This window comes from Enterobacter sp. B79-1, assembly GCF_057444735.1.
Genome location: NZ_JBYAZJ010000001.1, coordinates 745,891 through 761,961, shown reverse-complemented (window position 1 = coordinate 761,961; position 16,071 = coordinate 745,891). Strand labels below are relative to the sequence as shown.

The 16,071-nt window shown below is 53.5% G+C and carries 17 protein-coding genes; 7 read left to right on the top strand and 10 right to left on the bottom strand.

The genetic code is table 11. The features are described from left to right. Positions 1 to 66: 66 nt before the first annotated feature. Entirely contained in the window at positions 67 to 585 is a 519-nt protein-coding gene (gene sodC / locus AC2T6E_RS03635; RefSeq protein WP_010430333.1) for a superoxide dismutase [Cu-Zn] SodC, read from the top strand. Here the strand turns inward: sodC and AC2T6E_RS03630 are convergent. The 3 genes from AC2T6E_RS03630 to AC2T6E_RS03620 are packed head-to-tail and all read right to left on the bottom strand — an operon-like array spanning position 564 to position 3,696. Further along, positions 564 to 2,597: an FUSC family protein gene (locus AC2T6E_RS03630; protein ID WP_486690597.1), complete on the bottom strand. Its 2,034-nt coding sequence runs from the start codon at positions 2,595 to 2,597 to the stop codon at positions 564 to 566. The genes sodC and AC2T6E_RS03630 overlap by 22 nt on opposite strands. Next, positions 2,594 to 3,457 carry an efflux RND transporter periplasmic adaptor subunit gene (locus AC2T6E_RS03625; RefSeq protein ID WP_458666766.1) on the bottom strand — a complete coding sequence of 288 codons (864 nt, stop codon included), beginning with the start codon at positions 3,455 to 3,457 and terminating at the stop codon, positions 2,594 to 2,596. The genes AC2T6E_RS03630 and AC2T6E_RS03625 overlap by 4 nt, the downstream gene beginning before the upstream one ends. A gap of 2 nt (positions 3,458 to 3,459) precedes the next feature. Then, positions 3,460 to 3,696 (bottom strand): DUF1656 domain-containing protein, encoded by a 237-nt coding sequence (locus AC2T6E_RS03620; protein ID WP_010430338.1) that lies wholly within the window; start codon positions 3,694 to 3,696, stop codon positions 3,460 to 3,462. Positions 3,697 to 3,880: 184 nt separating this feature from the next. Between AC2T6E_RS03620 and slyA the strand changes: the two genes are divergently transcribed. After that, positions 3,881 to 4,321 carry a transcriptional regulator SlyA gene (gene slyA, locus AC2T6E_RS03615; protein ID WP_029485052.1) on the top strand — a complete coding sequence of 147 codons (441 nt, stop codon included), beginning with the start codon at positions 3,881 to 3,883 and terminating at the stop codon, positions 4,319 to 4,321. A 41-nt stretch (positions 4,322 to 4,362) separates the two neighbouring features. On the opposite strand, the gene AC2T6E_RS03610 is transcribed toward slyA, so the two are convergent. Together AC2T6E_RS03610 and slyB are read right to left on the bottom strand one after the other, a co-directional pair. After that, positions 4,363 to 5,724, bottom strand: coding sequence for a sensor domain-containing diguanylate cyclase (locus AC2T6E_RS03610; protein ID WP_214594102.1), 1,362 nt, complete (start codon positions 5,722 to 5,724; stop codon positions 4,363 to 4,365). Between the two features lie 198 nt (positions 5,725 to 5,922). Beyond that, positions 5,923 to 6,390: an outer membrane lipoprotein SlyB gene (gene slyB / locus AC2T6E_RS03605; protein WP_010430343.1), complete on the bottom strand. Its 468-nt coding sequence runs from the start codon at positions 6,388 to 6,390 to the stop codon at positions 5,923 to 5,925. Positions 6,391 to 6,644: 254 nt separating this feature from the next. On the opposite strand from slyB, the gene anmK reads away from it, so the two are divergent. The 5 genes from anmK to pdxY all read left to right on the top strand — a co-directional run bounded on the left by anmK (position 6,645) and on the right by pdxY (position 11,226). Continuing rightward, positions 6,645 to 7,769, top strand: a complete 1,125-nt coding sequence (gene anmK / locus AC2T6E_RS03600) for an anhydro-N-acetylmuramic acid kinase (RefSeq protein ID WP_126815400.1) — start codon at positions 6,645 to 6,647, stop codon at positions 7,767 to 7,769. A 93-nt stretch (positions 7,770 to 7,862) separates the two neighbouring features. Next, positions 7,863 to 8,186: a C-type lysozyme inhibitor gene (gene mliC, locus AC2T6E_RS03595; RefSeq protein ID WP_010430347.1), complete on the top strand. Its 324-nt coding sequence runs from the start codon at positions 7,863 to 7,865 to the stop codon at positions 8,184 to 8,186. Positions 8,187 to 8,243: 57 nt separating this feature from the next. Further along, positions 8,244 to 8,900, top strand: coding sequence for a pyridoxamine 5'-phosphate oxidase (gene pdxH / locus AC2T6E_RS03590; RefSeq protein ID WP_003857601.1), 657 nt, complete (start codon positions 8,244 to 8,246; stop codon positions 8,898 to 8,900). Positions 8,901 to 9,025: 125 nt separating this feature from the next. Continuing rightward, a complete protein-coding gene (gene tyrS / locus AC2T6E_RS03585) occupies positions 9,026 to 10,300 on the top strand; it encodes a tyrosine--tRNA ligase (protein WP_214604953.1) in 1,275 nt (424 codons plus the stop codon). 65 nt (positions 10,301 to 10,365) lie between these two features. Continuing rightward, positions 10,366 to 11,226 (top strand): pyridoxal kinase PdxY, encoded by an 861-nt coding sequence (pdxY, locus tag AC2T6E_RS03580; protein WP_120158808.1) that lies wholly within the window; start codon positions 10,366 to 10,368, stop codon positions 11,224 to 11,226. Between the two features lie 60 nt (positions 11,227 to 11,286). Here the strand turns inward: pdxY and gstA are convergent, their stop codons facing one another. The 5 genes from gstA to rsxG form a co-directional block, all read right to left on the bottom strand. Then, positions 11,287 to 11,892 carry a glutathione transferase GstA gene (gene gstA, locus AC2T6E_RS03575; RefSeq protein WP_023299960.1) on the bottom strand — a complete coding sequence of 202 codons (606 nt, stop codon included), beginning with the start codon at positions 11,890 to 11,892 and terminating at the stop codon, positions 11,287 to 11,289. Positions 11,893 to 12,001: 109 nt separating this feature from the next. Continuing rightward, a complete protein-coding gene (gene dtpA / locus AC2T6E_RS03570; protein ID WP_214604955.1) occupies positions 12,002 to 13,510 on the bottom strand; it encodes a dipeptide/tripeptide permease DtpA in 1,509 nt (502 codons plus the stop codon). A 611-nt stretch (positions 13,511 to 14,121) separates the two neighbouring features. After that, entirely contained in the window at positions 14,122 to 14,757 is a 636-nt protein-coding gene (nth, locus tag AC2T6E_RS03565) for an endonuclease III (protein ID WP_325839936.1), read from the bottom strand. Continuing rightward, positions 14,754 to 15,440: an electron transport complex subunit E gene (locus tag AC2T6E_RS03560; protein ID WP_486690590.1), complete on the bottom strand. Its 687-nt coding sequence runs from the start codon at positions 15,438 to 15,440 to the stop codon at positions 14,754 to 14,756. The genes nth and AC2T6E_RS03560 overlap by 4 nt, the downstream gene beginning before the upstream one ends. Positions 15,441 to 15,442: 2 nt before the next feature. After that, entirely contained in the window at positions 15,443 to 16,063 is a 621-nt protein-coding gene (gene rsxG / locus AC2T6E_RS03555) for an electron transport complex subunit RsxG (RefSeq protein ID WP_148399457.1), read from the bottom strand. Positions 16,064 to 16,071: the final 8 nt, after the last annotated feature.

Sequence of the window (16,071 nt, the reverse complement as noted above, 5' to 3'; positions counted from 1 at the left end):
ACTTTCCGGTGAAATCTTTGCCTCTGGTATACACTTAAGGGGCAAAAAATAACCAGCGGAGGTCATATGAAGCGTTTTGCTCTGGCATTGGTCACGCTGGTTGTTTGCGCAGGGGCGCAGGCAGCCAGCGACGAAGTAGAAATGAATCTCGTCACCTCACAGGGGGTAGGTCAGTCCATCGGTACGGTGAAGATCACGGAGACCGATAAAGGGCTGGAGTTCGCCCCCAACCTCAAAGCACTTCCTCCCGGTGAACATGGTTTCCATGTCCATGCAAAAGGCAGCTGTCAGCCCGCGTTAAAAGAAGGCAAACCGTCGGCGGCGGAAGCAGCAGGGGGTCACCTCGATCCGCAGCATTCCGGCAAGCATGAAGGCCCGGAGGGAATGGGACATTTAGGCGATTTGCCTGTGCTGGTGGTGAACAATGACGGTAAAGCGACGGATCCGGTGGTGGCACCTCGTCTGAAAAAGCTGGACGAGGTGAAAGGGAAAGCGCTGATGATCCATGTCGGCGGCGATAACATGTCCGATCAGCCTAAACCCCTCGGGGGTGGCGGAGCACGCTATGCCTGTGGCGTGATCTGATCCCCAATCGTTCCCGGTGGCGGTGCCTGTTCCAGCTGCGACAGCGAGCAGTGCAGGCGCCAGATTATCGAGGCCAAATCACGAGCCGCGGGCAGATGATGCCGCGCAAGGGTATCGCAGATCCGCTGCAGTTCAGCCAGCGTGGTTTCCAGCGGCCGCTGCTGGACGCCGCGCTCGCTCATTACATCGCGTAGCAGGGAGAGGCAGACATCGCGCACCTGCGACAGCGGGTCGGAACGCGTTTCCCACGCACGAAGCTGCCAGACGACGTGTGAACAGTTCAGCAGTACCACGCCCCAGCGTAACAGCCAGCGGCGAGAAAGAGAGTCCTGGCTATTATTGAGCTGGCTGACATGGTGATAAACCAGCGATTCATACTCGCTTTCACGCAGATGCGGTTTACGGCTAAGCTGGTCGACAAAGCCCCGTCTTAGTTCACGGATATGTCTGCGGCTTTTACGCGCATCAGAACCTGGCCGCAGTACGGCGAACGCCAGCCACGCCAAACCCACGCCGAGGATCTTCGCCAGATTGTCATTGAGAAAGTCGGCGTAATCATACACCGGTGGATTCGTCACAGAGATAAACGACCCCATAAAGACAATCAGCTGCCCCCAAAGACCGGCCAGCCTGGGCATTTGCAGTTTCAGCAGCTGCATGGTGGTTAACAGCGGGAACAGGAACAGCAGGAACTGCCACAGGTCGCTTATCTGAACCATCAATCCAAACTTCACCACAAAACTGAACAGCGACAGCAACAGCAGCGTGCGTAACAGCAGCGTAAGCGAGTTAAACGGTGACGCGGCAACGGAATAGAGCACGCAGCTGATGGCGGCAAGCGTCAAGGCCGCAGAGCCGGATTCCCACTGCGTGGTGATGCTCCACGCGCCAACGAGGGTAAGGGCGCAAAAGGTGCGAAAACCGCTCCACAGCGCTTCCATATAGTCGGTGTGGCGTGCCAGCGCCGGGCTGCTGGGGACGGTGAATTCCGTTATTGGAGTGGCATTTTCGACCGCGTTGATCCAGCGACTGCTTCGCAGATACAGCCGACAAAAATAGTTCAGGCGCTGCCAGAACGCGCGGTGGCGGTAATCGTATTCATCGACGGGAGCGAGCGGGGCGATGATCCTTACCACGGTGTAGATGTCCGTATCCGGGCGGGCGAGGGCAGCTAGCAAGGTATAAATGACGGCGCGCGTGTTGGCAGGCGGCGCGGGCCAGTTGAGCAGCATTCGACGCAGGCTGGAGATAGCGCTGGTCATCCGCAACTGCTGATGCAGCAAATAGTTGAGGAGTTTGTTCTGCCGACGAAAGCGATAGTGGCTCCAGAAGGCCTGAATGCGCAGAAGATTCATGGTCAGGATCTGCCCGATGACCTTTTCGTGGGCCAGACGGATTTCATCGTTGGTATCTGGCTGCCAGAGAAGGCTTGCATGCTCCAGTAAGCGGGCATGCATGGTCTTCAGGGCGGTGATAAGCGCTGTCCCGTCGGAGGTACTGGGCAGGATCATCATCATAAACCCACCGCTAAGAATGCCGACAATCACTTCACAGACGCGCGCCTGGGCGATGTCCCATAGCTCGGTGGTGTCGAGTACATTCACGACGGGAAAGGCAATAATGGCGGCGGTATAACCCGCCAGCTGGAATGCGTAGGCGACGTTATTGGTAAAATGGGCGCAGGCCCAGGTACAAAACCCCAGCCAGGCCGCCATGCTCAGTAAAAAGAGCCACGGATCGTTTAGCGTATGCCCCGCAATGATTAACGCTGCGGTGGCTCCCAGCAGGCTCCCGGCCACGCGCCCCAGACTTTTGCTGATGACCCCACCGACGGTCGGAAAGCTTACCACCGCCGCAGAGGTCATCGCCCAATAGGGTTCATCCAGATTCAGGTAATAGGCGACGGTCAGTGCAAGGCACATGGCAATGCCGTTTCGCAGCGCGTAACGCCACTGAGGGCGCGACGCTTTTACCCACGGAAGGTTTTGCCAGGAGAGCACCCGCAGGTTCATCTGCGCGTTCCGATAGAAACAGTACAGGTCGTGCCTGAAACCAGCGTGAGATTCTGGGGCAGGTTATCAAACTCTACGCGAACCGGAACGCGCTGTGCCAGACGAACCCACGGAACGTTAGGTTTAATATCGGGTACCAGGCCGGAATCCGTCTCAACGCTTTGATCGTAAATGGCGCGCCCAATGCTGGAAACGTGACCCTGTAACCTTTTCGAGCCGCTATAGAGTGTGATAGTTGCAGGTGCCCCTTCCTGAATATGGCGAAGCTTGGTCTCTTCAAAATAGCCCACGACATAAAAAGAGTGGCTGTCGACTAAGGCAAAAACGGGTTGACCGGTAGTGGCATAGTTCCCCACGCGGGCAGAGAGGTTTGTCACCCAGCCATCGACCGGTGCTTCCACCACCGTTTGCGTTAACGCCCACTGCGCCTGCTTGAGCGTAGCTTCCGCCACGTTAACGCTGGCTTGCATAGCCTTAACGTTTATGTTGGCAGTGTCTAAATCTTCGGCAGAGATATAGTTTTGCGACAAATGCCGACGACGGGTCGCTTCGTTATTGGCTTTCGCGAGATCGGACTGCGCTTTCGCTAGCTGTGCCTGGGCGTTGAGGATGGCGATATGAAAGGGCGTATCATCAATCCGGAATAAAACGTCTCCCTTTTTGACGAACTGGTTATCCTTAACAAGAAGTGTCGTGATGCTTCCTGACACCTGCGGTGTGATGCTGACCTGCTCTGCGCGAATTTTACCGTCGCGTGTCCAGGGGGACTGCATGTAGTAGTTCCACATCCACCAACCGGCAACCAGCGCCAGCGCCAGAACAAGAAGAGTGGAAAAGTATTTCAGCGTTTTCAGAGACATATTCACCACACGGTCAACACAGCAAGGCCCAGGCATACGGAGAGGGCAAACAGGGAGAGATCCATCAGCATGGGGTGCCAGATCTCGCCGGAATACATCCAGTCTCGCAGGAGCCGGTGTGCGACAAGCCAGATAGCAAAGCCCACCAGTACGGCTTTAAACAGGGGAGGAAAATAGACTGATGCACCAAAGATCAGGTCCTGGAGGGGTAACCCCGTGGAGTTTAACGAGAACGTCACGAGCAGTGGTCCTTTGCAGTGAACTGAGTGCCACGATGGGCTGTCTTAATGATGTAACATGAGTATTCAGTGTAAATCATACTTTTATTAATGTTGAATGCAGTAATGCATTTGTTTTGGCAATACAAATACTGCACACTATTCTAAAATCAGTATAATAACTTAGCAAGCTAATTATAAGGAGATGAAATTGGAATCGCCATTAGGTTCTGATCTGGCAAGGTTGGTACGCGTCTGGCGTGCTCTGATTGACCATCGCCTGAAACCTCTGGAATTGACACAGACGCATTGGGTCACGCTGCATAACATTCATCAGCTACCGCCCGAGCAGTCGCAAATTCAACTGGCAAAAGCGATCGGTATTGAGCAACCGTCACTGGTGCGCACGCTCGATCAACTGGAAGAGAAAGGACTCATCTCCCGGCAAACCTGTGCCAGCGATCGTCGCGCGAAGCGGATTAAACTGACGGAAAAAGCGGCGCCTATCATTACTGAGATGGAAGCCGTTATCAGTAAAACGCGAGGTGAAATCCTGTCCGGGGTATCACCTGAAGAACTGGAAATGCTCATCAGTCTTATTGGACGCCTTGAGCAAAACATTCATGAGTTGCAGTCACGCGACTGAGAAGTAAAAAAAGGCCTTGCATGAGCAAGGCCTTTCTCTTTTTACTGGAAAATCACCACGCGGTTTCGGCCAGTCTCTTTGGCCTCGTACATCGCCTTATCCGCACTTTCTACACACTTCTCGGCGGTTATGTCCGGCGATATTGCCGTGAAGACGCCCATACTGATCGTAATCGGCTCGGGCAGTTGCCCCTCACTGCTGGCTTTATCAAAGCTGCTTAACTTTATACGGATGCGTTCAGCGACCTGGCGTGCTTCTTCTGAAGAGGTATTTTCCAGCATCAGGACAAACTCCTCGCCGCCGATACGTGCCGCGATATCTTGCGGTCGCACGGAATCCATCAGCAGGTTAGAGACAAACTGCAGCACTTTGTCGCCCTGCAAGTGCCCGTAGTTGTCGTTAATGCGTTTGAAGCGATCGAGATCGCTGACAATCACCGAAACCGGACGGTTGGCTTTGGCGATTGCCAGCGCCTGATTTAATGAATCATAAAAATAACTGCGGTTATAAAGACGCGTCAGCGGATCGCGAATCGAGTTCTGATAAGACTGCTGATACTTTAAATGTGATTCACGATACAAATTGAAAACATCGTAAAGCAGGACAAAAATAATAAGCAGCGTCGCGACAGTTTCAAATAAACGGGCGCGATACCAGGAGATATCTTCGGCATGCCCACCCACTAACAGCATTGATAGCGTGACCACATAACAGACGCAAAGGAAATTCCCTCCGACCCAGAAAAGATTGCGTACGCGCGTAATAAACATCAGCGTTGCTAATGTCACTATCCACAGGACAATTAATGAAATATTAATGCACTGGCTCCAGAGAACCATAAACTGGCGGGTTTCATTATCCACCAGGTCAATTGATAACAAATCTGAATGACTTGAATAGACCCAGGCCAGAAACACGGCACAAAAGGTAAAGACAAATAACCCGCTAATAATTGAAACATGCGCCAGCCGTGACAGTGGCCGACTCCGCGTGGTGTAGAGTAATGCCGAGACGATGATCAGTATCGCCATTAACAGATGGCGGAACATGTAGTAAATCATCGCATCGTTATAGTTGACGACATTGAATTGATAGAGATCCAGCCAGGCCGGGAAACTCGAAAGCGTGCCAATCATCAACAATGCCGAACCGGCAAAGGCGAAGGCGATCGCTACCAGATACAACCGTTTCCTGTCACACCAGTATTTCATTAGCATAAAACAGGCAATAAACAGGTGAAATACAAGCAAGAAAATGGTGAGCGTCGGGAACAGAAACGGTGAAAAGGAAGGGATCCAACCCACCAGTTTGATAAATAACGTTTGTAATATCCCGATGACAACAATGCAACCGAGACAGAACGAGATATAACGACCTTTTACAAAACGACTCATCGCAAGCATATAATTTTTAACAAAGTTATAATGAATTAAAAGAGGTAATTGCGACGAGTCTAAACTATTTATTCAATAAATACTTTGCGCAGAAACAATATCAGATAACATTAATAATAAGTGCAATAAATATATATTGTAAATATATTCATTCAAATGATGTGTTTTGTAAACGGATGTGGCCCGAGAGCCACATCCGTTATCAGATTAACGCGGGGAAACCGTCACCTGACGGCCATTGCTCGCCAGAACAACACGCTGGCCAGCGGAGAAGCGGGTGTTGCCTTGTTTCTGAACGACCATAATGGTGCTACCGTCATCTTTGCGGATTTCCAGCTCCACGCCCTGGGTTTTGTTCATTGCACCCTGAACGCCCTGGCCTGCGACACCACCGGCAACGGCACCTGCTGCTGTCGCCAGAGAACGGCCCGTACCACCGCCTACGGTGTTACCGAGGAAGCCGCCCAGAACCGCACCGCCGATAGCACCCATTACGTTGTTTTCATCGCCGCCCTGAATTTGAACAGGACGCGCATTAACAATGGTACCGTAAGTCACGTTCTGAACTTGTTTAGCCTCAGAAGCGCTATAGACGTCGCCAGAAAGTGAACTGTCATTCACACAACCAGCGAGTGTTAAACCAATCAGCGAAACGCCCAGTACACGTAAAATCATTTGAATCTCCTGTTCACCCAAAACGCCCGGTTCGGGCATCCATTATGGCTAAATTATATGGCATTACGGGCCATACTTCATATCTTTGCACTAACTATCAGAAAATTGTACTTGAATTTGGCTTAACGGAAGATAAACGGACTTCCCGCGTGCCGCCTGTCTGACATTGTTAAAAAATATTATCTCCGCATAGCAAAGCACCGCTGTTTATGGTGGAGTGGATATCCTTAGCCCACTCAACGTAAGGAAAGCGCATGAAATCGGGTCGCTATATCGGTGTGATGTCTGGCACCAGTCTTGACGGTGTCGATGTCGTTCTGGCCGCCATTGATGAAAACATGGTGGCGCAGCAGGCGAGTCTGACCTGGCCTATCCCCGTTTCGCTCAAAGAAGACATTTTGAGCATTTGCCAGGGTCAACAACTGACGCTTTCGCAGCTGGGACAGCTCGATGTGCGGCTGGGGGCGCTGTTTGCAGAGGCTGTTTTAGCCCTGATGCGCAAAGAGAATCTGCAACCGCAGGATGTGGTCGCCATTGGTTGTCACGGTCAGACCGTCTGGCATGAACCCACCGGCGACGCGCCGCACACGTTGCAAATCGGTGATAATAATCAGATTGTGGCAAAAACAGGTGTCACCGTGGTGGGGGATTTTCGTCGCCGCGATATTGCGCTGGGCGGGCAGGGTGCGCCGCTGGTGCCAGCGTTCCATCACGCGTTGCTGGCACATCCGGTTGAGCGCCGTATGGTGCTTAATATCGGCGGGATTGCAAACCTGTCGATGCTGATCCCCGGTCAGCCCGTGCGCGGGTACGATACGGGGCCGGGCAATATGTTAATGGATGCCTGGATCTGGCGTCAGTGCGGAAAGCCCTATGATAAAGACGCGGAGTGGGCCAGCGAAGGCAAAGTCATTCTTCCGCTGCTGCAGTCCATGCTAAGCGATCCCTGGTTTGCGCTGCCCGCGCCGAAGAGTACGGGGCGCGAGTATTTCAATCTCGGCTGGCTTGAACGCCAGCTGGCGCAGTTCCCTGCGCTGGCACCAAAGGATGTTCAGGCCACGCTCACCGAATTGACCGCCGTGTCGATATCCGAACAGGTTCTCCTCAGCGGCGGGTGCGAACGCCTGCTGGTGTGTGGCGGAGGGAGCCGGAATCCGCTGGTGATGGCGCGTCTGGCGGGGCTACTGCCGGGTACTGAAGTCACCACAACGGATGAAGCCGGGATCAGCGGTGATGATATGGAAGCGCTGGCTTTCGCCTGGCTTGCCTGGCGTACCGTTGCCGGTTTGCCCGGTAATTTACCTTCTGTTACCGGCGCGCGGGAGGCAAGCGTCCTCGGGGCGATTTTCCCGGCAAATCCGCGTCATAATCAGAGTTAACTGAAATTCATCGTGGCGTGTCGTCGTTAGAATGGAACGAAACAGGAGGGCAGCGATGCCCTCCAGGACCAGGAAAGTCTTCGGAATACGCCCATGAAAAAACTTCTTCTTATTGCCGCGCCTTTATTGCTGTCAGGATGCAGCGTCTATAACCAACTCCTTGAGCGCATGCAGACCGATACGCTGGCGTATCGCTGCGATGAAAAGCCGCTAACCGTTAAGCTGAATAATCCGCGTCAGGAAGCCAGTTTTGTCTACGACAACAAACTGCTGACCCTGAAACAGGGGATGTCGGCTTCCGGGGCGCGTTATACCGACGGGATTTACGTGTTCTGGTCGAAAGGTGACAGCGCAACGGTTTACAAACGTGACCGCATTGTGCTGAACAATTGCCAGCTCGAAAATCCGAAGCGTTGAGATTTTTACAGGGGCGGCGCACAATAGCGCCTCCCACTCTCAATGTCAGCTAACGCCATGTCAGATAACGACGAACTGCAGCAAATTGCGCATCTGCGCCGTGAATACACCAAAGGCGGCCTGCGTCGCCAGGATCTTCCCGCTGAACCCCTTGTGCTTTTCGAACGCTGGCTGAAACAGGCCTGCGAAGCGAAACTGGCCGACCCCACCGCCATGGTTGTCGCGACGGTTGATGAAAACGGTCAACCGTATCAGCGCATCGTATTGCTCAAGCATTATGACGAGAAAGGGCTGGTGTTTTATACCAACCTGGGCAGCCGCAAAGCGCACCACCTGGAAAACAATCCTCGCATCAGCCTGCTGTTTCCGTGGCACATGCTGGAGCGTCAGGTGATGGTGACAGGCAAAGCGGAACGTCTTTCGACGCTGGAAGTGGTGAAGTATTTCCACAGCCGCCCGCGCGACAGCCAGATTGGCGCCTGGGTTTCAAAACAGTCCAGCCGTATTTCTGCCCGCGGCGTGCTGGAAAGCAAATTCCTTGAGCTCAAACAGAAGTTCCAGCAGGGCGAAGTGCCGCTGCCAAGCTTCTGGGGCGGTTTCCGCATCCCCATTGAGCAGATGGAATTCTGGCAGGGGGGTGAACACCGCCTGCACGACCGCTTTTTATACCAGCGCGACAACGGCGGCTGGAAAATCGACAGACTGGCACCGTAATCCCCGAAATTTGTTGATTTAAGCGCTAGCGCGCACCGCGCTTGCGCTTTATTCTATGGTCCTTTCGCATCAGGCGAAAAGTCGTGTACCGGCAAAGGTGCAGTCGTTTATACATGGAGAATTTGATGGCAAGCAGTAACTTGATTAAACAATTGCAAGAGCGGGGCCTCGTGGCCCAGGTGACGGACGAGGAAGCGTTAGCAGAGCGACTGGCGCAAGGCCCGATCGCGCTCTATTGCGGCTTCGATCCCACCGCTGACAGCTTGCATTTGGGGCATCTTGTTCCATTGTTATGCCTGAAACGCTTCCAGATGGCAGGCCATAAGCCTGTTGCCCTGGTGGGCGGCGCGACCGGTCTGATTGGTGACCCAAGCTTCAAAGCCGCTGAGCGTAAATTGAACACAGAAGACACTGTGCAGGAGTGGGTGGATAAAATCCGCAAACAGGTAGCACCGTTCCTCGACTTCAACTGTGGCGACAACTCCGCAATTGCTGCTAACAACTACGACTGGTTTGGTGGCATGAACGTGCTGACCTTCCTGCGTGATATCGGCAAACACTTCTCTGTTAACCAGATGATTAACAAAGAAGCCGTGAAACAGCGTCTGAACCGTGACGACCAGGGCATCTCCTTTACCGAGTTCTCCTACAACCTGCTGCAGGGCTATGACTTTGCCTGCCTGAACAAACTGCACGGCGTTTCCCTGCAGATTGGCGGTTCTGACCAGTGGGGTAACATCACCTCCGGTATCGATCTGACCCGCCGTCTGCATCAGAATCAGGTCTTCGGCCTGACCGTTCCGCTGATCACCAAAGCCGACGGCACCAAATTCGGTAAAACTGAAGGCGGCGCGGTGTGGCTCGATCCGAAGAAAACCAGCCCGTACAAATTCTACCAGTTCTGGATCAACACGGCGGATGCCGATGTTTATCGCTTCCTGAAGTTCTTCACCTTTATGGACATTGAAGAAATCAATGCGCTGGAAGAAGAAGACAAAAACAGCGGTAAAGCGCCACGCGCGCAGTACGTGCTGGCGGACGAAGTGACCAAATTGGTTCACGGTGAAGAAGGTCTGGCCGCGGCAAAACGCATTACCGCAAGCCTGTTCAACGGTACCCTGAGCGATCTGAGCGAAGCGGACTTCGAACAGCTGGCGCAGGACGGCGTGCCAATGGTTGAGATGGATAAAGGGGCTGACCTGATGCAGGCGCTGGTGGATTCTGAGCTGCAGCCGTCTCGCGGTCAGGCGCGTAAAACCATCGCGTCTAACGCCATCACCATCAACGGTGAGAAGCAGGCTGACCCGGAATACACCTTCGTTGACGGCGATCGTCTGTACGGACGTTACACGCTGCTGCGTCGCGGTAAGAAAAATTACTGTCTGGTCTGCTGGAAGTAATTAAAAGTACACAGGGGCGTGGGAAACCACGCCCCTTTTGTTTTTACAGGGTTTGGTAAGAAAAAATGAAGAACATCCTCGCCATCCAGTCCCACGTTGTTTTTGGGCATGCTGGCAACAGCGCAGCGGAATTCCCGATGCGCCGCCTCGGTGCCAACGTCTGGCCCCTCAATACCGTACAGTTTTCAAACCACACGCAATACGGCAAATGGACCGGCTGCGTGATGCCGCCATCGCATCTGACGGAGGTTGTGCAGGGTATTGCCGAAATCGACCAGCTCAAGCGCTGTGACGCCGTACTGAGCGGCTATCTCGGTTCAGCAGAGCAGGGGGAACATATCCTGGGGATCGTTCGCCAGGTGAAAGCGGCGAATCCTGCGGCAAAGTATTTTTGCGATCCGGTCATGGGCCACCCAGAAAAGGGCTGTATTGTCGCGCCAGGCGTGGCGGAATTCCACGTCCGCCACGCGCTGCCGGCCAGCGATATTATTGCGCCAAATCTGATCGAGCTTGAAATCCTCTGCGAGCATCCGGTCAACAGCGTAGAAGAGGCTGTAAGCGCCTCTCGCGAGCTAATTGCTCAGGGGCCTGAGATTGTACTGGTGAAGCATCTTGCGCGCGCAGGGTTAAGCCAGGACCGTTTTGAGATGCTGCTGGTGACGAAAGACGAGGCATGGCACATCAGCCGTCCGCTGGTGGATTTTGGTACGCGTCAGCCGGTAGGGGTGGGCGATGTGACCAGCGGCCTGCTGCTGGTGAAGTTGCTCCAGGGGACGGCTCTGCGGGATGCGCTTGAGCATGTGACCGCAGCCGTTTATGAAATTATGATGGCGACGAAAAACATGCAGGAATATGAGCTGCAGGTGGTGGCAGCGCAGGATCGTATCGCGAAGCCCGAGCATTATTTCAGCGCAACCCAATTGTAAGAGCAGGGATAGTGTAGGCCGGGTAAGCGCAGCGCCACCCGGCAATACAGAGCGCTCGGATTAATTCAACCCTTCCGCCTTCAGCGCCGCTGCAACCGCAGGGCGTGCCGCGACGCGTTCCATATACGACGCAATATGATCTAACCCTTCCAGGTTCAGCTTCACCGCGCGCGCCCAGCGCAGAACGGTAAACAGATACGCATCAGCAATGGTGAAACGCGCGCCGCAGATCCACTGATCGTCTTTCAGTGATTCATTAATGTACTGCATCTTTTTCTCAAGTAACGCACGTACGGTCGGTTTGTACTCTTCCGGGGTGTCCGGGCGGAACAGCGGCGTAAAGCCTTTGTGCAGCTCGGTCGCGATATAGTTAAGCCACTCAAGGGTTTTATAGCGAGAGATACTGCCTGTTGGTGCCAGCAGCTGACGATCCGGCACGTTGTCGGCAAGGTACTGCATAATCGCCACGCCTTCGGTCAGCAGCGTACCGTCATCCAGCAGCAGAGCCGGAACTTGTCCTTTCGGGTTGATCGCAAAAAAATCATCGCCGTTTTCGAGGCGCTTTTTCATCAGGTCAACGCCGTCCAGCGTGAAATCTTTGCCGCTCTCGCGAAGAGTGATATGGGAAGCAAGAGAGCAGGCGCCCGGTTTGTAGAACAGTTTCATCGGTAACTCCTTTTTGCTGAGGTTTCAGCTATGTTAGTGCGCGTTCGGATAAAAAAAAAGCCGCTAATGCTTTAGCGGCTTCTTTCCATTCAGTCGTTTCCCGATGACATTACGCGGTAGCGGTTTCGGTCGCTTTAGACGTTTTGTCGTCGTCCTGAGTCATGCGATTCAGCTTAGGCGCGGTCAACAGCATCAGCACAGCGATAACCGCCGTGGCAATACCAATCTGCATGAACACGGTGCCGTACACGTTCAGAGAAAGCAGTGGGTCAGTCACGTTTTCCGGAACCGCCATCAGGTTAGCAATCTTACCTGCAATGATTGCCGCACCCGCAGTGGTCAGGAACCAGCTACCCATGATGAAGCCCATCAGACGCTGTGGCACCAGCTGTGCAACCATCGCCAGGCCCAGACCGGAGATCATCAGCTCACCTATAGACTGCAGGGCGTAGCTCAGGATCAGCCAGTTAACGGAGACGATACCTGCGTCGGTGGCGAATTTGGTACCCAGCGGCAGCACCAGGAAGGCGCAAGAACACAGCACCATGCCCACGGCGAACTTGTGCGGCATTGGCAGACGGTCGCCCATCTTGTTATAGATAGCGGCCAGAATCGGGGAACCAATCATGATCCAGAACGGGTTCAGAGCCTGGAACTGCTCAGGTTCGAACGCGATACCGAGGATTGAATGTTCAACGTTACGGATAGCGAAGAAGTTCAGGGAAGTTGGCATCTGGCTGTACAGCACGAAGAAGATAATCGCTTCCAGCATCAGGATGAACGCGACAATCATCTTACGACGTGCAGCGCCCTGCATGGCGAAGGCTTCTTTCGCAAAGATGCAGACGATGCCCAGCGCAACCACGCCCAGAACCGCACGTGCAACGCCCTGGTTGTGCAGCAGCCAGGTGGCAATCGCGGCGAGAACGACAACGCCCACGATGGTGGCCAGCAGTTTACCCATGTGAACCGGTTCGAAGTCTGGCTTAGAACCGTAGTCTTTAACCCAGCTGCGGCAGAACAGGAAGTTCACAACGGTGATCAGCATACCTACGAAGCTCAGCGCAAAGGCCACGCTCCAGCCGAATTTCGCTGCCAGCCATGGTGTTGCCAGCATGGAGAAGAATGAGCCGATGTTGATGGACATGTAGTACATGGTAAATGCACCGTCCAAACGTGGGTCATCTTTGTTGTAGCAGGTAGAGAGCAGGGAGGACGGGTTCGCTTTGAACAGACCGTTACCGACGGCAATCGTTGCCATACCCATATAGACCACAGCCGCATCGTGTCCAGACCATGCAACCAGACCATAGCCAATCGCCAGGACAATGGCGCCCAGCATAATGACGCGTTTGGTGCCGAGGACTTTGTCACCCAGCCAGCCGCCGATAGCAACCAGACCGTACACCAGAGCACTGAAGGAGGAGAACAGCGTGATGGAATCCGCTTCGGACATACCCAGTTGTTTAACCAGGTAAACCGCCATGATCCCTTGCAGTCCGTAATAACCAAAACGCTCCCATAACTCGATAGAGAAGATGAGATAGAACGCTTTCGGCTGTTTAAAAGCGTTGAGACTCACGCTTTCATTTGTTGGTTTATTGTTTGCAGTAGACACATATACCTCTTTTTTTACATCCCATATTAACGGGGGTGTTCATAGCGTGATGACCGTAGTCCATCCGCTTTATAGTTATATTGGGAGGGGAAACGGCGGGTAATGTTCACTATCCTGACCCATCTGGCAATATGTTTGAAATACTCTGTTACATATAACTGAGCTGGTATAATCAACGGGTCACGCAAATGTTATTCAGCGTTAAATTTCATCCGTTGCGTTTTGTTGGTTTTTTTCACTACCCCCAACCCCCTTTCAGCCCGATATGGCGATATGTTCTGCTATTTGACCTTTAAGGTAGTGATATAGCCCATAATCTGAAAAATGACTGGTCTTATATGCGGTAAATGAACGGTTAATTCTTGTCAGGCAAAGGTTTTGCGAGGGGTTTGACAACAAAAATCCAACATGACGTTATCAGAGTGATCTTGATCACAGATGTATAGAAATTTTTGGTGATGAAAAAACTATTAACCTGTTTGAGTGTTAAACGGCCGAACAATCCATAAGGTGGGATAGCGCAAAAGCGGACAAATTACGGTCAAAAGGAAGGTATACAGATAACCTTCCTTTTGTAGGGTTTTGATTCAGGAGTAAAAACACTAAAGCGATCAAGAGTAGACTTTTTCTTTATATTCGCAAAGATCTTCGATGATGCAGGAGCCGCAGCGAGGCTTGCGTGCGATGCAGGTATAGCGGCCATGCAAAATCAGCCAGTGATGACAGTCGACCTTAAATTCCGCCGGAACGACTTTTAATAACTTCTCCTCAACCTGTTCAACGTTTTTGCCAGGTGCAAAGTTGGTGCGGTTAGAGACGCGGAAAATGTGCGTATCGACGGCGATAGTCGGCCAGCCGAAGGCCGTATTCAGCACCACGTTCGCCGTTTTGCGTCCGACGCCGGGCAGTGCCTCCAGCGCGGCGCGATCCTCCGGCACTTCGCCTCCGTGCTGTTCCAGCAAAATCCGGCAGGTTTTGATCACGTTCTCGGCCTTGCTGTTAAACAGGCCGATGGTTTTGATATACGACTTCACGCCTTCGACGCCTAACTCAAGCATCGCCTTCGGCGTGTTGGCCACCGGAAAGAGCAGGGCGGTGGCTTTATTGACGCTGACATCGGTAGCCTGCGCAGAGAGCAACACGGCGATCAGCAGCTCAAACGGGGAGGTAAAATTCAGCTCCGTCGTTGGGTGCGGGTTCTCGTCCCGCAGACGGGTCAGGATCGCAATGCGCTTTTCTTTATTCATGAAGCCTTCTCGGGTGTCCCTTCCAGAACGCTACGCTCAGCCGCGCGGCGCTTACGTTTTTCATCAATCAGGTATTTTATCGCCAGCATCATGCCAAGGCCAATGAAAGCACCCGGCGGCAGCATGGCCAGCAGGAATGGCGTATCGGTGTGGAACACTTCAATACGCAACGCTTTTGCCCAGCCGCCCAGCAGCGCATCTGCACCGTCGAACAGCGTACCGTTGCCGAGGATCTCACGAATCGAGCCGAGGACAAACATGGCACCTGTCGCCCCCATACCGATGGCGAAACCGTCAAGCGCCGACATAGCCGGGCTGTTCTTCACGGCAAACGCCTCGGCACGCCCGACCACAATACAGTTGGTCACGATCAGCGGAATGAAGATCCCAAGCGACTGATACAGGCCAAACGCGTAAGCGTTAATCAGCATCTGAACGATACTCACCACCGACGCGATGATCATGACGTAAATCGGAATACGGATCTCCGAAGGCGTCCAGCGGCGCAGTGCGGAAATGGACAGGTTGGTCAGGGTCAGCACCAGCGTGGTTGCCAGACCCAGACCGAGCGCGTTGGTGGCGGTGGACGTGACCGCCAGCAGTGGACACATCCCCAGAAGCTGTACCAGCGCGGAGTTGTTCTTCCACAGCCCCTGAATAATAACCTCTTTAACCTGGCTCATGATTACTCTCCACAGGCCGGAAGATTGTTGATTTGCGCGGGCAGCGTTTCAGCATACAGCCCGGCGCGTTTTACGGCGTTAACCACGGCACGCGGCGTGATGGTCGCACCCGTGAACTGGTCGAACTCACCGCCATCTTTCTTCACCGCAAACGCTGCGTCATTTTCGCCGTGGATCACTTTACCGGCAAAGTGCAGAATCCAGTCGCTTAAGCGTGTTTCAATTTTATCGCCAAGGCCCGGCGTCTCGTGATGCTCCGTCACACGGGTACCCAGTACGGTACCGGAAAAATCGCTGCCGACGAGCAGTTGAATGGCTCCGGAATAACCGTCGGGGGCCGTGGTTTCCATGACTGCACCCACCGGCTTATCCCCTTTGCGGGCGATAAAGACGCGGTGCGGGCCTTTCCCAAGCTGCGGCGCGTCTACAACAAAGCAGCTTTTCTGCAGGTCATTATCGTAGAAGTCAGACGGGATCACCTGATCAAACAGCGCTTTTTGCTGCTTTGCCGCCTGCTCATCAATCGTCGATTTGGTCAGCTCGTTCACCAGCGCCGTCAGGCCGGTCAGTACCGCAGCGAAAATAGCCAGCGTGACGCCGTGTTTTTGCATGGTCTTTAACATGGCGAAAC

What these genes read in the sequence shown, in the direction of transcription:
- sodC (WP_010430333.1), top strand. Translation starts at nt 67, where the DNA reads ATGAAGCGTTTTGCTCTGGCATTGGTCACGCTGGTTGTTTGCGCAGGG.
- AC2T6E_RS03630 (WP_486690597.1), bottom strand. Translation starts at nt 2,597, where the DNA reads ATGAACCTGCGGGTGCTCTCCTGGCAAAACCTTCCGTGGGTAAAAGCG.
- AC2T6E_RS03625 (WP_458666766.1), bottom strand. Translation starts at nt 3,457, where the DNA reads ATGTCTCTGAAAACGCTGAAATACTTTTCCACTCTTCTTGTTCTGGCG.
- slyA (WP_029485052.1), top strand. Translation starts at nt 3,881, where the DNA reads ATGAAATTGGAATCGCCATTAGGTTCTGATCTGGCAAGGTTGGTACGC.
- AC2T6E_RS03610 (WP_214594102.1), bottom strand. Translation starts at nt 5,724, where the DNA reads ATGCTTGCGATGAGTCGTTTTGTAAAAGGTCGTTATATCTCGTTCTGT.
- slyB (WP_010430343.1), bottom strand. Translation starts at nt 6,390, where the DNA reads ATGATTTTACGTGTACTGGGCGTTTCGCTGATTGGTTTAACACTCGCT.
- anmK (WP_126815400.1), top strand. Translation starts at nt 6,645, where the DNA reads ATGAAATCGGGTCGCTATATCGGTGTGATGTCTGGCACCAGTCTTGAC.
- mliC (WP_010430347.1), top strand. Translation starts at nt 7,863, where the DNA reads ATGAAAAAACTTCTTCTTATTGCCGCGCCTTTATTGCTGTCAGGATGC.
- pdxH (WP_003857601.1), top strand. Translation starts at nt 8,244, where the DNA reads ATGTCAGATAACGACGAACTGCAGCAAATTGCGCATCTGCGCCGTGAA.
- tyrS (WP_214604953.1), top strand. Translation starts at nt 9,026, where the DNA reads ATGGCAAGCAGTAACTTGATTAAACAATTGCAAGAGCGGGGCCTCGTG.
- pdxY (WP_120158808.1), top strand. Translation starts at nt 10,366, where the DNA reads ATGAAGAACATCCTCGCCATCCAGTCCCACGTTGTTTTTGGGCATGCT.
- gstA (WP_023299960.1), bottom strand. Translation starts at nt 11,892, where the DNA reads ATGAAACTGTTCTACAAACCGGGCGCCTGCTCTCTTGCTTCCCATATC.
- nth (WP_325839936.1), bottom strand. Translation starts at nt 14,757, where the DNA reads ATGAATAAAGAAAAGCGCATTGCGATCCTGACCCGTCTGCGGGACGAG.
- AC2T6E_RS03560 (WP_486690590.1), bottom strand. Translation starts at nt 15,440, where the DNA reads ATGAGCCAGGTTAAAGAGGTTATTATTCAGGGGCTGTGGAAGAACAAC.
- rsxG (WP_148399457.1), bottom strand. Translation starts at nt 16,063, where the DNA reads ATGTTAAAGACCATGCAAAAACACGGCGTCACGCTGGCTATTTTCGCT.